17 protein-coding genes are annotated in these 16,418 nt (G+C 69.6%); 10 read left to right on the top strand and 7 right to left on the bottom strand.

Features of this window, described 5'->3' with window-relative positions; translation table 11 throughout:
• Positions 1-52: 52 nt before the first annotated feature.
• Positions 53-1,180 carry an acyltransferase family protein gene (locus ASG17_RS04315; RefSeq protein WP_056099684.1) on the bottom strand — a complete coding sequence of 376 codons (1,128 nt, stop codon included), beginning with the start codon at positions 1,178-1,180 and terminating at the stop codon, positions 53-55.
• A gap of 36 nt (positions 1,181-1,216) precedes the next feature.
• Positions 1,217-2,029 (bottom strand): dihydropteroate synthase, encoded by an 813-nt coding sequence (folP, locus tag ASG17_RS04310; RefSeq protein WP_056099681.1) that lies wholly within the window; start codon positions 2,027-2,029, stop codon positions 1,217-1,219.
• Positions 2,030-2,038: 9 nt separating this feature from the next.
• Between folP and ASG17_RS04305 the strand changes: the two genes are divergently transcribed.
• Positions 2,039-2,302, top strand: coding sequence for a hypothetical protein (locus ASG17_RS04305; RefSeq protein ID WP_056099678.1), 264 nt, complete (start codon positions 2,039-2,041; stop codon positions 2,300-2,302).
• 3 nt (positions 2,303-2,305) lie between these two features.
• Here ASG17_RS04305 and ASG17_RS04300 read toward each other — a convergent pair whose 3' ends face one another.
• The 5 genes from ASG17_RS04300 to ASG17_RS04280 form a co-directional block, all read right to left on the bottom strand.
• Positions 2,306-2,611, bottom strand: a complete 306-nt coding sequence (locus tag ASG17_RS04300; protein WP_056099675.1) for a transcriptional regulator — start codon at positions 2,609-2,611, stop codon at positions 2,306-2,308.
• Between the two features lie 4 nt (positions 2,612-2,615).
• The gene (locus tag ASG17_RS04295; RefSeq protein ID WP_056099672.1) at positions 2,616-3,260 is read right to left on the bottom strand and encodes a hypothetical protein; all 645 of its coding nucleotides are present in this window, start codon (positions 3,258-3,260) and stop codon (positions 2,616-2,618) included.
• A gap of 75 nt (positions 3,261-3,335) precedes the next feature.
• Positions 3,336-4,553: an acyltransferase family protein gene (locus ASG17_RS04290; protein WP_056099669.1), complete on the bottom strand. Its 1,218-nt coding sequence runs from the start codon at positions 4,551-4,553 to the stop codon at positions 3,336-3,338.
• An 839-nt stretch (positions 4,554-5,392) separates the two neighbouring features.
• Positions 5,393-6,220, bottom strand: coding sequence for a bifunctional hydroxymethylpyrimidine kinase/phosphomethylpyrimidine kinase (thiD, locus tag ASG17_RS04285; RefSeq protein ID WP_056103062.1), 828 nt, complete (start codon positions 6,218-6,220; stop codon positions 5,393-5,395).
• A 159-nt stretch (positions 6,221-6,379) separates the two neighbouring features.
• Positions 6,380-6,811 carry a hypothetical protein gene (locus ASG17_RS04280; protein WP_056099667.1) on the bottom strand — a complete coding sequence of 144 codons (432 nt, stop codon included), beginning with the start codon at positions 6,809-6,811 and terminating at the stop codon, positions 6,380-6,382.
• A gap of 210 nt (positions 6,812-7,021) precedes the next feature.
• Between ASG17_RS04280 and ASG17_RS04275 the strand changes: the two genes are divergently transcribed.
• From ASG17_RS04275 to ASG17_RS04235, 9 genes are all read left to right on the top strand, one after another.
• Positions 7,022-7,342, top strand: coding sequence for a hypothetical protein (locus ASG17_RS04275; RefSeq protein ID WP_156367722.1), 321 nt, complete (start codon positions 7,022-7,024; stop codon positions 7,340-7,342).
• Positions 7,342-8,022, top strand: a complete 681-nt coding sequence (locus ASG17_RS04270) for a response regulator transcription factor (RefSeq protein ID WP_056099664.1) — start codon at positions 7,342-7,344, stop codon at positions 8,020-8,022. The genes ASG17_RS04275 and ASG17_RS04270 overlap by 1 nt, the downstream gene beginning before the upstream one ends.
• Positions 8,019-9,455 (top strand): sensor histidine kinase, encoded by a 1,437-nt coding sequence (locus ASG17_RS04265; protein WP_369796648.1) that lies wholly within the window; start codon positions 8,019-8,021, stop codon positions 9,453-9,455. The genes ASG17_RS04270 and ASG17_RS04265 overlap by 4 nt, the downstream gene beginning before the upstream one ends.
• A gap of 76 nt (positions 9,456-9,531) precedes the next feature.
• Positions 9,532-10,878, top strand: coding sequence for a hypothetical protein (locus ASG17_RS04260; protein ID WP_056099662.1), 1,347 nt, complete (start codon positions 9,532-9,534; stop codon positions 10,876-10,878).
• A 20-nt stretch (positions 10,879-10,898) separates the two neighbouring features.
• Positions 10,899-11,705: a c-type cytochrome biogenesis protein CcmI gene (gene ccmI, locus ASG17_RS04255; protein WP_056099659.1), complete on the top strand. Its 807-nt coding sequence runs from the start codon at positions 10,899-10,901 to the stop codon at positions 11,703-11,705.
• A complete protein-coding gene (gene ccmE / locus ASG17_RS04250; protein ID WP_056099656.1) occupies positions 11,702-12,184 on the top strand; it encodes a cytochrome c maturation protein CcmE in 483 nt (160 codons plus the stop codon). The genes ccmI and ccmE overlap by 4 nt, the downstream gene beginning before the upstream one ends.
• Positions 12,185-12,194: 10 nt before the next feature.
• A complete protein-coding gene (locus tag ASG17_RS04245) occupies positions 12,195-14,183 on the top strand; it encodes a heme lyase CcmF/NrfE family subunit (protein ID WP_056099653.1) in 1,989 nt (662 codons plus the stop codon).
• Positions 14,180-14,704, top strand: a complete 525-nt coding sequence (locus ASG17_RS04240; protein ID WP_056099651.1) for a cytochrome c-type biogenesis protein — start codon at positions 14,180-14,182, stop codon at positions 14,702-14,704. Before ASG17_RS04245 ends, ASG17_RS04240 begins: the two co-directional genes overlap by 4 nt.
• A 79-nt stretch (positions 14,705-14,783) precedes the next feature.
• Complete coding sequence (locus ASG17_RS04235) at positions 14,784-16,370, top strand: Do family serine endopeptidase (RefSeq protein WP_056099649.1); 1,587 nt, start codon at positions 14,784-14,786, stop codon at positions 16,368-16,370.
• The last annotated feature ends 48 nt before the right edge of the window (positions 16,371-16,418 follow it).

Raw genomic sequence — 16,418 nt, 5'->3', positions numbered from 1 at the left:
TCTTTGCCGCTCCAGATCCTCGCCCGTCCAGGAACGGGAAGGATCTTTGGCCTCAGACCTTGATGATCCACCGCTTGCGGCGGAGGTAGTCCATCGGCAGCCAGACCAGGGCGATGAAGATGATGACTGGGACCAGGGCCGCGATCGGCGAGCCGACGACCGGTTCCAGCCAGCGATACGGCGCCGTCATCGCGCCCCACGCGGGCATGCCCATGACGGCCAGCAGTTCGTGCCAGACATAGGCGGCGATGGCGTTGATGCCGAAGGCCATGGGCACGGCGATCCAGACGGCATTGGCATTGGTCCCCGGCTTGTCGATGGTGGCGTGCAGGCCGGCCAGGGCCAGGGTGGTGATGCCGCAGGTGACCAGCACGAAGCTGGACGACCAGATGTCCTTCACGACGGGGAAGATGAAACCAAAGGCGATGCCCGCGACCAGCATGACGGCGCCGGCGATGGCCAGCTTGCCCGCCGACTTGGTCTCGGGCCGCTTGAGCAGGAACTCGCCGATGGCCACGCCGATCAGGCCGTGGGCGATGGCCGGCAGGTGTCCGAGCAGACCCTCGGGGTCATAGCCTTCCGGGCCTTTGACGTAGTTGTGCGGGGCGGTCAGGACGCGGTCGACCGAGGCGACGAAGTTATGCCCGCGCTCCCAGATGTCGTTGGGCAGGCCATCCAGCGCCGGGATCAGGGTCAGCGGCCAGTAGAGCAGCAGGATCGCCGCGATCAGGCCCAGTCGGACTTTCGGGCCCAGCGTCAGGAAGAGGATGGAGCAGACGCCGTAGACGATGCCGATCCGCTGCAGCACACCCCAGAGGCGCCATTCGCTGGAGGCCGGGTCCATCGCCCACCACATGTTGGACAGGATGAAGCCAATCAGGATCAGGCGCGCGGCGCGCCAGAAGATCTTGCCGCCGGTCCCGCCACCAAGGCCGGTGCGGCCCTTCAGAGCCATAGGCACGGCGACGCCCATCATCATCAGAAAGCCGGGGAAGACGACATCGGCGATGGTCAGCCCGTCCCAGCGGGCGTGCAGCAGCAGCGGGAACACCTCCAGCTGCGGACTGGCCAGTCCGGCGGTCGCATTGACCAGGATCATCCCCATGACGGTGATCCCTCGCAGCACGTCCAGCGACAGCAGTCTTGTCTGGCCCATGTCGTCGGCCAAGGTCCTGGTCATTGTTTTCCGCCCCCGTTTTGCGGGGAGCTTAGCGGCTCAGCTCGCGTCGGCAACCGCGCTCTGAAGGCTCAGGGCTTGGACCGTCTCGCGGACATCGTGAACGCGGACGATGGCCGCCCCGCGCCGGGTCGCCTCCAGCGCCAGCGCCAGCGAGCCGCCGAGGCGGTCCAACGCCTCGGTGGCGGTGGGATCGACCGCCTGGATCGTACGCTTGCGGCTGACTCCGTAGAGGACCGGAAAGCCGAGCGCGACCAGCCGATCCAGGTGCTTCGTCAGACTGAGATTGTGCGCCGCCGTCTTGCCGAAGCCGAGGCCGGGGTCGAGCCAGATGCGGTTGCGGGCCACGCCGGCCGCCATCGCCGCCTCGGCGCGATCGGCCAGATACCGGGCGACCTCGGCCGCCACATCGTCATAGCGGGGATCGGCCTGCATGGTGCGCGGCTCGCCCTTCATGTGCATCAGGCAGACGTCGCAGTTCAGGTCGGCCGCGACGGCCAGGCTGTCGGGCGATCCCGTCAGCGCCGACACGTCGTTCCACATCGTCGCCCCGGCCGCGACGGCCGCGCGGGCCACGCCGGGCTTCAGGGTGTCGATGCTGATGGGCCCCAGCCACTGCTCGCGGATCGCGGCGATGACGGGGACGGTGCGGGCGATCTCGTCGGCCTCGGCCACAGGCTCGGCGCTGGGCCGGGTGCTCTCGCCGCCGACGTCGAGGATGTCGGCCCCCTGGTCCACCAGCCGCATCGCATGGGCCACGGCGGCGGCCGCATCCTCATGGCGCCCGCCGTCCGAGAAGCTGTCGGGCGTGACGTTGACGATGCCCATGACCTGAACACGGATCGAGGTCATGCTGGCATCATGATCACAAACATCATCGACCGCCGCACCCATCCTCACCGCTGGCGCTCTATCGACGCGGTCGCGGAAGCGACGTGGCACGACAACGCGGCAAATGACTCACCAAACCACGACAATGCGACGGCGACCACTGACGGCTCGGACACCTTCGCCGTGCGCGTGTGTCTCTCCGTGACAGAAGCCATCGCCTGGGCCCAAGGTTTCGCCGATGAGGTCACGCTGTACCTCTACGACGCCGGGGCATGGGAATCCGATTGGGTCTAGCTCTCATCCGCCCGCCTTCCCGATCAACCCACCCAAGGCCTGCAGATAGGCGGCGAAGGCCTTGCGACCCTTGGGCGTGATCCGGGCGGTGGTCAGGGGCTTGCGGTTCACGAAGGCCTTTTCGATTTCGATGTAGCCGGCCTCCTCCAGCTTGCGCAGATGGATCGACAGGTTGCCCTGGGTGGCGTCCAAAGCGTTCTTCAGCACGGTGAAATCGGCGCGCTCGGCTTCGGCCAGATAGACCATGATCCCCAGGCGGAGGCGCCCGTGGATCACCTCGTCGATCTGGCCCAGATTGGACAGGGCCATGAGATCAGACCTGGGCGGCCGAGCGGGCGCTCCAGGCGCGGGCGTCCCTGACCATGATCCAGCCCGGCAGGGCGAAAAGGCCGAACAAGGCCGCCGCGCAGACGCACAGATAGGCGAAGCCGTTCTCGACCAGCACGCCCAAGGTAATGGAGGTGACGATGCCGCCCAGCGCCGTCAGCAGCATCCAGGTCCGCCGCTTCAGCTGCCAGGCCACGAACCAGGCGGCGGCCTGAACCGCGAACACCACGGCCGGATAAAACAGCCAGATGGCGAAATTCTCCATCCGCACGGCGTTGACCGCGAAGATGGTCAGGAAGGCCAGATTGGCCAGGCCTGTCGCGTTGAAGACCGCGTTCATCGACTTGGTGGCGCCGATGTTTCCGACGCGATTGCGCCGGTCGTACACGATGGCCCAGCCGATGGCGCCCAGCGTCGCCACCAGAATGAAGATCACGAAGGCCAGGCTGGCCCAGCCCGGCCAGCGGATCAGGCCCAGGATCTGGCCGATGTGGAACAGGCACTCAACGCCGTAGAGCAGCCCGCTGGATAGGTAGACGATGCCCGCCGTGTACGACGCCTTGGGCGCGCCGCCTTCCACGATGGAACGCATGAAGGCCAGGTCTTCTTCCGGCGTCGAGGGCGTGGTCATCAGGATCTCCGTTCGGCCCGGCGTGAACGACGCCGGGCCGGTTAGCAAGTGGCCCGGTTGCCAGCCGTGGGGTGACTATTGGGCGGGGACGAGTTCGGCGCGGGCGGCGCGGCGCTCGTTGCGCGCGCGCATGCCGTTCAGCCAGGTGCCGATGAAGCTGTGGCGGACCAGGATCTGATAGGTCCCGAAGGTGATGGCGAAGACGCCCGCCAGCAGGGCCGCGAACTTGAATGGCCAGGGCCAGGCCAGGTCGGCGATCGCCACCTGCAACGCCATGACGATCGGGATGTGGATCAGATAGACCCAGTAGGAGGCGTCGGCGATGTATCGGCGCAGGGCGCTGCGGTTGGACAGGCGGCGCAAGGCGAAGCCCAGCAAGCCGAAGCTGATCCCGTAGGAGGCGACGGCGTAAAGGCCGGCCAGCATTGCCTTCTGCACCGGCTCTTCAACCGGAGTGATGGCCGGCAGGCTTGGACCCAGCAGCATCAGCCCGACCACGGCGCAGATGGCGCCCAGTGTCAGGTTCAGGGGCCAGCGAGCGGCGACGCCGTTCAGCAACTCGGGCTGGCGGTGCAGGCCATAGCCGGCGGCGAAGGCGACGCCGTAGGCGACCACCGACGACAGGTGCGGGATCAGCGCCATGTCCGGCGTCGGCACGCCGAAGAAGGGCAGCCAGTTGGGCTGGTAGAACAGGGCGACGGCCAAGGGCGCGGCCAGCAGCAGCGGCGCGGCGAAGCCCAGGATCAGGCGCGCCGGTCGGTCGAAGGCGCGGCGCAGGCCGCCCTGGCGGTCGACGGCGACCATCAGGCTCCGGCCGATGACCAGCGCGGCGTAGAAGATCAGCAGCACCCACAGGAACCACAGGTGGCCCAGCGGGAAGTTATCGGGCGTGAAGGTCGGCGGCGGCGGCGCGGGCGGGGCGACGCCTCCGTTGGCGGCCGCCATGCGCGACCCGATCCAGATGAGCACGGCGATCATGCCGGTCATGACCAACGGCCAGAAGACCAGCAGGGGCGCGGCGATCCGCTTCAGCCGGTCGGCGATGAAGCCCCCCGTACCGCGCCGGTGCAGCGCCAGCCGGGCGAAGAAGCCGGCGATCAGGAAGAAGACGACCATGCGGAAGATGTGCACCGCATAGAAGAAGACGGTCAGCGCCGCCGACGGCTGGGTGTCCTGAACCACCCACACCTGGATCGGCATGAAACTCATGGAGGCATGCAGGGCCACGCCCAGCATCAGCATCCCCCCACGCAAGGCGTCGAGCCCGTGCAGGCGTTCGGTCGCGTCGGTCATCGATGGGTCCCTCCCCGTTGATGACAGCGGGATATCAGAGACTGGTTTGAGATGCAAACTTGTCTTCTTGGGCGTGTTGAGAGATCTGTTGTCACTTCGAGAACGCGCCAGCGCTTATCTGGGATGGTGACTTGGCGCTCCGCCCGTGTCCCCGTCTGGAGCCGGGACCAGCGTGGGGACAGGCACATCGTCCCGGACAGCCGCTTTGCGGATTCCGGGATCACAGGCTCACCTTCAGGCGTGGTGGGGCGCCCGCTCCGGTCTGCCGGTCGGTGATGGAACGCCCGGGCGAGGACCGATGACCGTGTGGGTTATGTGTTTCCGCATCGCTGAACGCTCCGCGCACAGGGTTTCCACGAGCCGGGATCGGGTGCGGTTGTTCGCCGCTTACTACCGATGCCCGCGGCGGGCAGGCCAGACCTGCGTCTGGTCCTGGACCGGCGTGAGTATCCCCCTCCGCCTTGGCCGACGGCTTTCCGGGTCGCCCGTTGGCTCTTCTGAACCGTGCGTCCGCCGGTGTGACCCGACTGATCCAGCGAGCCGCAGCGCCCTTGGTTCGGGTCGCCCAAACTGCGGGACTTGAGACGCACTGCCTTGATCCGAAGACCCCGCTACCTGCGCTTCCACCGCCGCAAGGTCGCAGGCCTCACAAGCCCCCATGCGATGGAACCTGCCTAGGGTGGCGCATGTGGCGACCCAGGCGGGGAAGTCGGGGCGAGAACGCGGTGGAGTGTTGAAGGGGTTGGGATTTTTGGGCGGCAGCGCGCCTATTAGACGACGGAAACCTAACACTCGTACTCCTCTCCCAGAGGGAGAGGGCTTGCTCGCGGAGAAGCGAGCTAGCCGTGCCCGAGCCGAGCCATAAGCGGCCAGCCATGCCCCAGCGGACCGTGACCACGCCCCAGGTCCGGCGCATGGCGGATGGCCTGTTCGACGTAGGTCCAGGCTTCGGCGACGGCGGTCTCTAGCGGCTTGCCAAGCGCCAGACCTGCGGCGCAGGCGCTGGCCAAGGTGCAGCCGGTGCCGTGGGTGTTGCGGGTGTCGATGCGTGGGCCCTCGAGGCGCAGGCCGCCGTCGGGCGTCAGCAACAGGTCGATGACCACCGGGCCCGGGACGTGGCCGCCCTTGACCAGCACGGCGCGGGCGCCGAGCTCCAGCAAGGCCTCGCCGGCGCGGTACTGATCGTCCAGATCCTCGACCACGATGCCGGTCAGGGCCTCGGCCTCGGGCGCGTTTGGGGTCAGGAGCGCGGCGCGCGGGATCATCAGGGAGCGCACCGCGCCGATGGCGGCCTCGGCCAGCAGGGACGCGCCGCCCTTGGCGATCATCACCGGGTCGATGACGGCGGGGGCGCCCGAGGTGTCCAGGACGGCGGCGACGCGCTCGACCACCTCGACCGAGCCCAGCATGCCGGTCTTGATGGCGTCGGCGCCGATGTCGTCCAGCACGGCGCGGGCCTGGGCCTCGATGATGTCCAGCGGGATGGGATGGACGCCGGTGACGCCCAACGTGTCCTGAACCGTGATGGCCGTGACCGCCGTGGCCGCATAGCCGCCCAGCATGGTGACGGTCTTGATGTCGGCCTGGATGCCCGCGCCGCCGCCCGAGTCAGAGCCGGCGATGATGAGCACGCGACCGCGCCATGCCGGGGCCGTCGCCTCGCTCAGCCAGGGGCCGCTGTCGGTATCGCTCACGCCTGCTCCTTCGTCAGGGCCCGGCATAGCAGCCGGGGCGACCTGCGCCATGAAAAAGGGGCGCGACCCCTTTCAGGATCGCGCCCCTCCCCCGGTCCCCGGTTGCAGGCGGGGACTTCGGACGGCCCGCTGCTACCAGCGATGGCCGTTGACGGGATCGCGGCGGTCGTTAACGCGCGTGTTGCGGTCGTGGCGGTCGACCCGGATCTGGGTCGACAGGTGGTCGAAGCGGCGGTTCAGATCGGCACGCTCCCAGCTGCTGAGACCGTTGCGACGGTACTGGGCCTCAAGGCGGACCAGACCGTTGAACTGGCTGCGCACGTTCATCGCCTCGTAGCGGCTCAGCTGGCCCGTGCGGACGCCGTTGTCGATCCGGCGGTCCAGGTTGGCCTGACGCGCGTTGATCGACATCCAGCCGTAGTCACTGGCGACCGGGCCCCGGTGCGGTTGGCCGTACGACGGCTGCGCATGGGACGGGCGCCCGTAGGACTGCGCGGCGGCCGGCAGGGCGACCGAGACGGCGGCGACGGCGGCCAGGGCGGAGATGAAATGGGTCTTGGTCATCGAACGTCTCCTTCAAGGCGTTTCAAGCAGCGGACTTGCTGCGTTGGACCCAGAAGAGACCCCGGCGGCTGAGCCTGATCTGAACGAGCCGCGTCAGGCGACGTTCATCTTGCGGACCCCGTTCTGGACCGGGCCGCTCGCATCTGCGAAAACGAAGCGTAAATCCCATGTTCAGCCGCTGTTCAGGGCCGCCCTCCTAGACAAGGTCACATGCGCCGTTACCTCCTACCCCTCGTGGCGATCTGCCTGATCGGCCTTCCCAACGCCGTCTCGGCGCAGGACCGCTCGCGCGAACCGCGTGAGCGGGACATGCGCTCGCAGGAACAATCGCGGCCACGCGACGACCGATCGCAGCGCCAGCCGCGCGCCTCGGTCGGCGAGGTCATCCGCAACGTCGAACAGGGCCGCCCAGGCCGCCGGGTGGACGTCAATCCGTCCGGCGACGACTATGTGGTGACCTGGGCCTATCCGGACGGGCGGGTCAGCCGCATACCCGTCGATGGCCGCACCGGCCGACCCAGGGGGAACTGATGCGCGTTCTGCTTGTCGAAGACGACGCCGACCTGTCGCGCCAGTTGAAGGGCGCGCTGGGCGATGCGGGGTACGCGGTCGATCATGCCGCCGACGGCGAGGAAGCCCATTTTCTGGGCGACACCGAACCTTATGACGCCATCATCCTGGACCTTGGCCTGCCGCGCATCGACGGCGTCTCGGTGCTGGAGCGCTGGCGCCGCGAGGGCAAGGCGACGCCCGTGCTGATCCTGACCGCACGCGGCGCTTGGTCGGACAAGGTGGCGGGCTTCGACGCCGGCGCCGACGACTATCTGACCAAGCCTTTCCACACCGAAGAGCTGCTGGCGCGCCTGCGGGCCCTGCTGCGGCGTTCGGCGGGCATCGCGTCCTCGACCCTGTCGTGCGGCGGCCTGCGGCTGGATCCGCGCGCGGCGCGGGCGACCGTCAACGGGGAACCCCTGCGCCTGACCAGCCTGGAGTATCGGCTGCTTCACTATCTGATGATGCATCAGGGCCGTGTCATCAGCCGCACCGAACTGGTCGAGCACCTTTACGACCAGGACTTCGACCGCGACAGCAACACCATCGAGGTCTTCGTCGGGCGACTGCGCAAGAAGATCGGGTCGGACCGGATCGAGACGGTGCGCGGCCTGGGCTACCGCCTGACGCCTCTGCCAGGCGAGGCCGAAGCGGCGTGAGCGACGGGGCCGCGGCGCGCCGTCTGCGCCTTCCCAGTCTGAAGGGATGGAGCCGCCTGATCGGACGACCGGGTCGGTCGCTGACGCGGCGGCTGATCTGGCTGGCGTCGGGCTGGATCCTGGTCGCCCTGATCCTGACGGGCTGGGTGCTGACCTCGCAGTTCGAGGAGGCCAGCCTGCGCCGCCTCAGCGTCACGCTGAACGACACCCTGGACGAGGTGATCGTCGCCACCCGCGTGGTGGACGGCGAGCTGAACACCCAGCCGATCCAGGACGCCAAGACGCTGAGGATCTATTCCGGTAAATACTGGGCCACGGCCGAACCGGCGGCGGGCGACCAGCTGGTCCTGAGGGCGCGCTCGCGATCGCTGTGGGACGCGCGTATGCCCATTCCGCCCTCCTTGGGCGGTCGCCTGCGCGCGGCGTTCGGCCAAGCCGTCACCTATAACGCCACCGGACCGGCGGGCGAGCCCATCCGCGTCGCCGCCACCATGAACGAGCTGGAAGGCCGCGATCAGCCGGTCGTTTTCATGGCCGCCATCGACCGCACCGACGTCGACGCCGACGCGCGCCAGTTCGCCACCCTGACCTGGGTCGCGCTGCTGGTCCTGGGCGTCGGTCTGGTGCTGGCGGTTCTGATCCAGGTGCAGATCGGCCTGCGCCCCCTCTACGGCCTTCGCAACGAGATCATCGCCGTCCGCAAGGGACAGTCCGCCCGTATCGAGCGAAGCTATCCGCTGGAAATCCAGCCCCTGGCCGAGCAGGTCAACGGCCTGATGGACCACAATCAGGAGGTGGTGGAGCGCCAGCGCACCCACGTCGGAAACCTGGCGCACGCGCTTAAGACGCCGCTGTCGGTCATGCTGGCCGAGGCGGGGTCGAGCGAAGGACAGCTGCCCGATCTGGTCCGGCGACAGACCGAGGTGATGAAGGCCCAGGTCGACCACCATCTGCGCCGCGCTCGCGCCGCCGCCCGCGCCCAGGTGCTGGGCGAACGTACGGCCATCGCCGAAGTGCTGGACGAGATGGCGGTGATGCTGGAGCGGGTGTTCGCGGACAAGGGTGTGGTCATCGACTGGCGGGCGCCGGACGAACTGGGCTTTCGCGGCGAGCGGCAGGACCTGCAGGAGATCCTCGGCAACCTGCTGGAGAACGCTTGCAAATGGTCGAAACGGCGGGTGCGGGTCTCGGCCGGCGCCTCGGGCCTGGGCCAGATGATCGTGGTGGTCGAGGACGACGGCCCCGGCGTGGCCGCCGAACGTCGCGCCGAGGTGCTGAAACGGGGCGCGCGCGCCGACGAGGATACGCCCGGTTCCGGTCTGGGCCTGGCCATCGTCGACGATCTGACCCGCGCCTATGGCGGTCGGCTGAACCTGGCCGACAGCGACCTGGGCGGCCTGAAGGTGATGCTGGAGTTGCCGGCGGCGGAGTAAGCGCCGTTTCCGAGACACATGGTCCGTTAACCGGCGCCGGTTAACCTAAACTCATGTCTTCCCCGGAGCGGGCTCGATGAGTGAGTTGACGGTCGCCAAGCGGCTGGCCCTCGCGGCTGTGGTGGAGGCCTGTCCGGATCGGATGCTGGCGCCGCTGGGGGCCGCGGCCGCATCGCTGTCCGGTGCGGGCGCGGCCGAATTCGCGCGTCTGATCGCGCAGGAATCCCAGGACCGCAGCCGCCGCGCCTATGCCTTTGGGCCTCTGGCCCCGCTGTTTCGTCCGCGCACAGACGGCCTGCCGGGGCTGGTGTTTCCGCGCTCGGTGATGCCCCGCCTGTGGAAACTGGCCAGCACGCGCGAGCCCAATCTGCTGCCTCAGCTGGAAGACGACGAACTGCGCGCCATGGTCGCGGACCGCATCTGCGTCGCCGCCGCCGCCGCGGTGCGCGACAACGCCGATCAGGTGTGGCCGCCGACGCTGGCCGCCGACGGTCGGACAGAGGCGTTGGACGAACTGGCGGGCTGTTGCGACCTGGCCCCCCTGGCGCGGCGTGACCTGAACCACCTGCGAGCCTGGGCCGGGCGGCCGACCGAGGACGAGATCGCGGACCTGCGCCTGTTGATGCGCGACGCCGCGGCAGTGTCGCCGGACGGGGCGCAGCGGATGCTGGAGATGGTGTTCGCCCACCTGGAAGACGCCACGGCGATGCTTCGGGTCATCACGCGGACCTCCGGCGCGGCGGCGCGTGGCGATTTCCTCAGCGGATCGGAACTGGCCACCTTCGTCGAGCGGATGATCACGGGCCTGAACCAGCGGATCACCCGGATCTCGGCGTGGAAGCCGTCGTTGGGGGCGGACGTTGCGGCCGAAGTGCGCGACGACATCGTCTGGTGCGCCCAGGTGCTGAACGAGATCGACGTGACTGTTCGGCCCGGCGCCGGCACTGCATGGGGCCAGACCCTGCGCGATGCGCGGATCAAGGTCGCGGGACAGGTCGCGGGTCTGCTCAAGAGCACCCGAAAGGCGGTCGAGAAGGCCCTGCCTATGGGCCGCATGGCCCTGACGGGGCGGATGACGCGGCCGGCGCCGAAGCTGGATGTGGCGCTCGACAGTCCGGACATGGAGACGGCGCGGGCGCTGGTGACCATGGTCGGCGGCGTGCGCGGCGCGACCGTCATGTTCGGCTGCGAGGCCGACCGGACGCGGGTGGTCGAGACGCTGACAGATTATCTGTTCACCCACGCCGATCAGGCGCTGGAGCTGATCAACGCCGGCGCCGCGGCCGATGTGGCGCGGGCGCTGGAGATCGTCGAGATCGACGCCGAATTCCTGACGCTGATCGACGCCGAGGATGCGGCGAGGACGGTGCGGCGCCGCGCCGCCGTCGCTGGCGCGGACCTCCTCTCGCAGAGCGCCGCCTGATAGGCTAGAAGGCGCCGGCAATGACGGCGTTCTGGATTTTGACGGCCCTGGCCGCCGCCCTGGCCGGGTATTCGGTCCTCTTCGGCGCCCGCCGCCCTGCGGTGGTCGGACCCGCGCCGGCCGAGCGCGCCGAGCGCGAACTCGAAGAACTGGAGCGGTTGCGGGATCGCGGTCTGATCGAGCCCGAGGCCTATCAGGCCGCCCGGGCCGAGGCGGCGCGGCGGGCGCTCGCCGATGCGCCTGAGCCGAGCGAGCTGCGCATCCGCCCGAAAGACCGCATGATCGTTCTGGGCGGGCTCGGCGTCGCCGTGGCGGGGGCGTTGGGGCTGTACGTCGCGGTCGGCTTTCCGGGCTATGGCGACCAGCCATACGCCAGGCGGGTCGACGACTGGTCGACGCGGCTGGAGACGCTGGAGCCGGCGCAGCTGGCCGCCGTGGCCGACCGCGTGGCGCGGCGCAATCCCGAGGATATGACGGCGCAGCGGATGCTGGGCGCCGCCCGCTTCGAGGCCGGCGATCCGATCGGTGCGGCCCAGGCCTTCCGCCGCATTCTGGAGCGCCAGCCGGACGATGCGCAGAGCTGGGCGCGTCTGGGCGAAAGTCTGGTGCGCGCCAATCAGGGCGCGGTCGGCGGCGACGCCGAAGCGGCCTTCTTCGAGGCGCTGAAGCGCGATCCGGGCCAACTGGGCGCGCGCTACTTTCTGGGCGAGGCCGCGCTGACGCGCGGCGATGCGGCGGCGGTGCGCGGCTACTGGCTGCCGTTGATCGCGGCGCTTGAGCCCAACGATCCGCGCAGGACCGACCTGGAACGGCGGCTTCCCCGATGAGCCTGCTTCCCAAATCCCCCAAGGCGCGGCGGCGCCTCTATGTCGTGCTGGCGGTCGCGCCTGTGCTGGCGCTGGCGGCGGGCCTGTCGCTATGGGCCATGCGCGACAGCGTCGCCTTCTTCTTCACCCCGTCCGAGGTGACCGCCGAAAAGGCGCCGGCGGGGCGGCATGTGCGGCTGGGCGGGCTGGTCGAGACGGGCAGCGTGGCCAAAAAGGGAGACGGATCCGTCTCCTTCTCAGTCACCGACAACCAGGCCTCGACACCGGTGGTCTTCCACGGCGACCTGCCGGACCTGTTCCGCGAGGGCCAGGGCATCGTCGCCGAGGGCGTGTTCCGCCCTGACCGCGTGTTCGAGGCCAAGCAGGTGCTGGCCAAGCACGACGAGACCTATATGCCGCGCGAAGTGGCCGAGAAGCTGAAGGCGCGCGGCGAATGGCGGCCCGAGGCGGGCGCGCCGCCGCCGGTTCCGCGCACATGATCGTCTAGCCATGATTGTCGAATTTGGCAGTTTCGTCCTGATCCTGGCGCTGGCGTTGTCGGTGCTGCAAACCGGCCTGGCCGTCGCCGGACGGGTGCGCCGCAGCCCGGTTCTGACCGGCGCGTCCGAGGGCGCGGCGCTGGCCACGGCGGGCGCGGTGGCCCTGGCGTTCGGGGCGCTGATCCTGGCGTTCGTGGTGTCCGACTTCTCGGTCGCCAACGTCGCGGCCAACAGCCACACCGACAAGCCGCTGCTCTACAAGGTCGCCGCCGCCTGGGGCAGCCACGAGGGGTCGCTGGTCCTATGGTGCCTGGTGCTGACCGGGTTCGGCGCCGTGCTGGCGCGGGCGAGGGGCCTGCCGTTCGGGGTCAAGGCCAGCGCGGTCGCGACGCAGGGCGGGCTGGGCGTCATGTTCCTGGCGTTCGCCGTGCTGACGTCCAATCCGTTCGCGCGACTGGCCCCGGCACCGGTGCAGGGCCAGTCGCTGAACCCGCTGCTGCAGGACCCGGCGCTGGCGATCCACCCGCCCTTCCTCTACCTCGGCTACGTCGGGCTCTCGGTCTGCTTCTCGCTGGCCATCGCGGCCCTGATCGAGGGCAGGCCCGGCTCGACCTTCTGGCCCGCCTGGGGTCGCTGGATGCGCCCGTGGGCCCTGGCCAGCTGGGGCCTGCTGACCATCGGCATCACCCTGGGCAGCTTCTGGGCCTATTACGAACTGGGCTGGGGCGGCTGGTGGTTCTGGGACCCGGTCGAGAACGCCAGCTTCATGCCTTGGCTGGCCGGCGCCGCCCTGCTGCACAGCGCCATCGTCACCGAGCGGCGCGGCTCGTTGGCTGGATGGACGGTGTTCCTGGCCATCCTGGCCTTCACCTTTTCCATGCTGGGCGCCTTCCTCGTGCGCTCCGGTGTGCTGACGTCCGTCCACGCCTTCGCGGTCGATCCGAAGCGGGGGCTGATGCTGCTGGGCATTCTGGGCGTGGCGGCGGGCGCGGCCTTCGCCCTCTTCGCCTGGCGCGCGCCGCGCCTCACCGGCGGCGGCCTGTTCGCGCCGATCAGCCGCGAGAGCGGCCTGGTCTTGAACAATCTGTTCCTGACGGCGGCGGCGGCGACCGTGCTGCTGGGCACCCTCTATCCGCTGCTGCTGCAGGCGGCGACGGGTCAGACGATTTCGGTGGGTCCGCCGTTCTTCGCCCTGACCTTCACGCCGTTGATGGCGCTGGCCTTTGTGGTGCTGCCGTTCGGGCCGCTGCTGTCGTGGAAGCGGGCGGACCTTAAAGGGGCGGCCCAGCGCATGACGTGGGCGGCGGGGTTCGCGCTGCTGGTCGGCGTCGCCTCCTACGCCTTCGTCGCGCCGAGGAAGGCGTTCGCGGCGCTGGGGCTGACGCTGGGCGCCTGGCTGATCGCCGGGGCCGTGGCCGAGATCGCCGACCGGGTGCGGCTGTTCCGGGCGCCGGGCCCCGAGAGCGCGCGCCGGGCCAAGGCTCTGCCGCTGGCGGCGTGGGGCACGATGCTGGCGCACGCAGGCCTGGGCGTCTTCGTTCTGGGGGCCGTGGTCGAGGTCGGCTTCAAGACCGAGGCGGCGGCCGTCCTGCCCATAGGCGGGGTGGTCCGGTCAGGCCCCTATGCGGTGACCCTGGACCAGGTGCGCACCGTCGAGGGGCCGAACTATCTGGCCGAGCAGGGCCAACTGACCGTGCGGCGGCAGGACGGATCGGCGGGCGAGACCATCACGGCCGAGCGCCGCTTCTTCCCCGCCGGCGGCCAGACCACCACCGAGGTCGGGCTCGATTTCCGGGGACTGGACGACGTCTATGTGGTGCTCGGCGAGCGCGGCGCGACGCCGGCCGGCCAGCCGGCCTGGCGGGTGCGGGTGTACTGGAATCCGTGGGCGCGGCTGATCTTCCTGGGGCCGTTGATCATGGCCATCGGCGCCCTGCTGTCGCTGCTGGACCGGCGGCTGCGGCTGGCGGCGCCGGGCCGCCGGAAGGTCGCGGCATGAGGCGCGCGCTGCTTGCCTTGCTGATCGCGCCGGTTCTGCTGGCGGCCGAGCCGGCGCCGCGGGCTGATCAGCCGCTGACCGACCCGGCCGCCGAGGCCCGCGCACAGACCCTGTTCGAAGAGGTGCGCTGCGTCGTCTGCCAGCACGAGAGCATCGCCGACAGCCCCGCCGGCATCGCCGCCGACATGCGCCAACTGGTCCGCAGCGAGATCGCCTCGGGCGCCACCGACGATCAGGTGCGGGGCGATCTGGTCAACCGCTGGGGCGACTACATCCTGTTCAAGCCGCCGTTCAATCCGGCGACGTGGCTGCTATGGCTGGCCCCACTGCTGATCGTCGTCGTGGGCGGGGCGTCGATGCTGGGGATCGCGCGGCGGCGGCGCATCGAACCGGAGCCGCTTTCACCCGTTGAGGAAGCCCGTCTGGCCGAACTTCTCCAATACGATGACGTCCGCCGCGATCCCGCCGCAACTGCGCCACACGACGGGCGCTCCGCAGGAACAACCATTCCCCCGGCCTGATTGGCGAACGCCGTAACCGGCCTATATTCCAACGCGAAACGGCGTCGCAGAGTCGCCGATAGAGGATCGCTAGACCACCATGCTGAAGCGCAAGGAGTTCATTCTGGGGGCCACGGCCGGCCTGACGATCGCGGCGGCCGCGACCGCCGGGGGCGTCATCAGCTGGCCGGGCGCGCACGCCGAGCCGGTCAGCGGCATGTCGGGCCGCCTGGTCCCCTCGGCCGGCGCCGCCGGATTGTTCGCGCCGCCGCAGGGCGCGCCCCTGTCGTTCGCCGACATCTTCCAGCAGGTCGCCCCGGCGGTCGTACAGATCGACGTCAAGACGCGGGTCAACCGCCCGCGCACCATGCAGATCCCCGGCCTGCCCTTCCAATTTCAGGTGCCGCAGGGCCAAGGCCAGGGCCAGCCCGGCGAGGACGGCGCGGAGGGCGAAGGCGAGACCGCCATGGGCGCCGGCTCGGGCTTCTTCATCTCGGCCGACGGCTACATAGTCACCAACAACCACGTCGTGGCCGACGCCGAAGAAATCACCGTCATCCTGTCGGACGAGCGCGAACTGACCGCGCGTCTGGTGGGCCGTGACGAGGCTACCGACCTGGCCGTCATCAAGGTGGACGGCGGCGACTTCCCGTTCGTCTCGTTCGAAGAACAGGCCCAGCCCCGCGTCGGCGACTGGGTCATCGCCGTGGGCAACCCGTTCGGCCTGGGCGGCACAGCCACGGCCGGCATCGTCTCGGCCAGCGCGCGCGGCTCGGTCGACGCCTCGACGCCCTACACCGACTATCTGCAGATCGACGCCGCCATCAACCGGGGCAACTCGGGCGGCCCGACCTTCGACATCTACGGCCGCGTCATCGGCGTGAACTCGGCCATCTATTCGCCCACCGGCGGCTCGGTCGGCATCGGCTTCGCCATCCCGGCCGGCGTCGCCAAGCCCATCACCGACCGGCTGATGCGCGGCGAGACGATCGAGCGCGGCTATCTGGGCGTCGAGATCGGCAACCTCACCCGCGAGTACCGCGAGACCATGGGCCTGCCGGCCGACACCAAGGGCGCCTTCATCAACAACGTCACGCCGGGCGGTCCGGCCGAACGCGGTGGCCTGCAGGCCGGCGACATCGTCACCCGTCTGGGCGACGAGACGATCGACAGCTCCACCGAACTGACCCGTCTGGTCGGCCAGGCGCGTCCGGGCGACACCATCCGTCTGCAGGTGCTGCGTGACGGACGCTCGCAGACCCTGACCGTCCGCTCCGGCACGCGCCCGTCGGAAGCGACGCTGCGCGGCGGCGATAATGGAAGCGACGACGAAGGTCAGACGCCGCGCGGCGAACAGAACCAGGCAGGCGAGACCGTCGCCGGCCTGACGCTGGCGCCGCTGAACGCCGCCACGCGCGAGCGCTATGCGGTGCCGGCGACGGTGCAGAGCGGCGTGGTGGTGACCGAGGCCGTCAGCGCCAGCGCACGCGGCATCGGCTTCCAGCCCGGCTTCGTCATCCTGCGCGCCGGCAACTCGCCGGTGAACAGCGTGGCCGACGTGCGCGCCGCCGAGGCCGCCGCTCGCGCCGCCAACCGGACCAACATCTTCCTGCTGGTCCGCACGCCGGCGGGGAACCGCCCGGTGGTGCTGGAACTGCCGCGCGACGGCGCCACGCCGCCGAAGTAACGGACCTGAACAAGCCTTAACTCACGGGGTCGCCGCCGATGCGCTAAC

This window comes from Brevundimonas sp. Leaf363 (genome assembly GCF_001424025.1).
Taxonomy (GTDB): domain Bacteria; phylum Pseudomonadota; class Alphaproteobacteria; order Caulobacterales; family Caulobacteraceae; genus Brevundimonas.
Note: the sequence above shows the minus strand (reverse complement) of the source record. Positions and strands in the feature narration are given on the sequence as shown.